The following is a 2,513-nucleotide window of genomic DNA, read 5'->3' on the forward strand; positions in this document are numbered from 1 at the left end:
GTTCTCACGGGCCGTGCGGACATGTTCCTCCAATGTGGCGCGCTGCTCGTCGACGGCACTGCCGAACCGTTTGCGTCTCGCGTCCAATTCGTTTTGGATGGCCTCGTATTCCTCGGCTCCGAACAGTTCCTTGACCAGATCGGTGCGGTCCTCCGGGCTCATACGCAGGAATTGGGCGAACTGGCCCTGTGCGAGCATGATGGTCTTCGAGAACTGCCCGCGGTCCAATCCCAGCAGCCGTTCCACCTCAACGGCCACCTCGCCGGCGCGCGAGGTGATCGCAACCGCATGGTCCGGTTCGTCAAGAAAGTCGAAATAGCGCGCGGCACCATTCGAACCGCCGACGTTTGCCGTGCCACCGATGTCGGTCGCGTCGCCCTCGCCGGCCTGCGCGACGAGCATCGCGAATCCGGTTTCGGCACCATCCGCGACCCGCATCATCTTGCCGGTCGCGTTTTTCGACGTCATGCCCTCGCCACGAGCCTTCGGCTTCTCGTATGCCGGCGTGCGGCGTACCGCGTAATAGTGCCCGCCTTCCTCGAAAATCAGCTCCACATAGGTTTCAACGTCCTGCCCGTCCAGGAACCGCGAGCGCAACCTGTTGCGGTCGCCGACGCCGCTTTTCCCTTCGGTGTTGCCGGAAATCGATCCGTACAACGCGAATGTGACGCAGTCGAGCAACGTGGTCTTGCCCGCACCCGTCTCCCCGTCGATGAGGAACATGTGCGATCGGGTCAATGCGGCGAAGTCGATGGCGTACTCGCCTTTGTATGGTCCGACGCCTTGGAATCTGAGTGCGATGAGCTTCATTGCGCGGCCTCCCCTCGAGTGTTTGCGCGCACCGTCTCCACGGCGTCATGCAGTACGTCGTTTTCCGCCTGCGACGGCGCGCGTCCCAAAGAGAACCTTACGAAGTCGCGCAGCACGTCCATTTCGTCCGTCGCCTGTTTCAGGTCGGCCATGTTCCGGGTTTCCTGCGATTGCGGCCGCTGCGAGTATTCGAAGTTCTTTTCCAACGCATGCGCGTAGGCACGGTCGATTTTCTGGTAGGCGCCGTGCGGGAATTCCGATACCCGCACGGTGACCGACGCCCACATGCTTCCGTATTGTTCGGCGTACGGGCCGAGGATCTCGTCCATGGTGCCGCTTACCTGTACGAATGGCGGCTCGCCGGATTCGACGGGTATGACGCGCGGTTCCGAGAGTTCGCCGTCTTCGAAATCAAGCAGCACCACGCTTTTGCCGTTGCCCTCCACCGGCGGCTTCTGCGATTCGGAGAACGAGTACGCGAGCAGGGAGCCGCTGTAGCGCGCCTGCGGGGTGCGGCCGAGCTGGTACCGCGACTCGCTCACGGATTTCATGGGAATAATGACTTTCTGAGGCCTGTGCAAGTGGCCGAGCGCCAGATAGTCGAATCCGGAATTGGAGAAGAGTTCGGCGGGCACGCTGTCAACGCCGCCGACGCTGATATTGCGTTCGGAATCGGAGGATGCGGCACCGGATACGAAGGCGTGCGCCATGAGGATGGCGTTCAGTCGCGGATCTTCGGCGCGCCGCGCCGCCAGATCGGCGGTGGCCACCTGCAATGCGGCACGCATGACACCCTCGTGGGAGCGCTGGATGGTGTGTCCCGCATGCCGTTTGCCTGTTCGCATGTCGTGCGATCCGGCATTCCGTCCGCCCGTTTCCGGAGCATCGGACGATTCGGCGATTCCCGATGTGCCGACCATGTCCGCATCCCGGGAATCGGTCGCATCAGCGCGGCCGCATCCATCGGCCATGGTTCCCAGCAGGCTCTGCAATGCCGGGCGCGCGAGGTCGGGATCGAGATACGGCAGCGCGTAGACCGCCAGCCGCTCACCGTCCGCCGATTCAACCATCACGGGCGTGCCGATGCCGGCGATGTCGCAGCGCATATGCACGTTCGGTCGCATCAGCGCGGCACCGAAGCCCAATCGGGCCGCGGAATCGTGGTTGCCGGGGGTGAATACGATCTGCAGCGCATGCCCGTTAATCTCCATCAATCCGAGCCGCTGGAATATCTCGTTGAACAGGCGCACAGCCTCGGCGGAAGGACGCGGCGCATCATACACGTCGCCGGCCACGCAAAGCACATCCACCCGTTCGCGTTCAATCAACGAGACGAGCCATTCAAGCGCCTTGCGCTGGTAGTCCAGCAGATCGACGCCTTTGAACCGTCTGCCGATATGCCAGTCGGAAGTATGTAGCACGCGCATGCGCATCCCTTTCCCTTTGCGGAACTCCACACATTATAATTGCCCGTGCGTGATGGAAGGGAGCGCCATGGGACTGCTGAGGATGCTGAAGAACATGCTGGGCTCGGACGACGCGACGCGGCCGGCTACAACAGCGCGGCCAACGGCGACGGCAGAGCCAGCTTCGCAACCCACGCAACACCAGCAGCAGCCCGGGCAACATCGGCAATCGCAATCCGTACGACCTGTGCAATCCACGCAACGCGTGCAACGGCAATCACCGAAATCAACGCGAAC

General features: G+C 62.6%; 2 protein-coding genes. Both read right to left on the reverse strand.

From position 1 onward, the window contains the following. A partial coding sequence (locus B3C64_RS05440; protein ID WP_291534267.1) for an SMC family ATPase occupies positions 1-810 on the reverse strand: 810 nt, incomplete at its 3' end. Next, a complete protein-coding gene (locus tag B3C64_RS05445; RefSeq protein WP_291534269.1) occupies positions 807-2,237 on the reverse strand; it encodes a metallophosphoesterase family protein in 1,431 nt (476 codons plus the stop codon). The genes B3C64_RS05440 and B3C64_RS05445, both read right to left, overlap by 4 nt. Between the last annotated feature and the right edge of the window lie 276 nt (positions 2,238-2,513).

Source organism: Bifidobacterium sp. UBA6881 (assembly GCA_002451435.1).
Taxonomy (GTDB): domain Bacteria; phylum Actinomycetota; class Actinomycetes; order Actinomycetales; family Bifidobacteriaceae; genus Bifidobacterium.

What these genes read in the sequence shown, in the direction of transcription:
- B3C64_RS05445 (WP_291534269.1), bottom strand. Translation starts at nt 2,237, where the DNA reads ATGCGCGTGCTACATACTTCCGACTGGCATATCGGCAGACGGTTCAAA.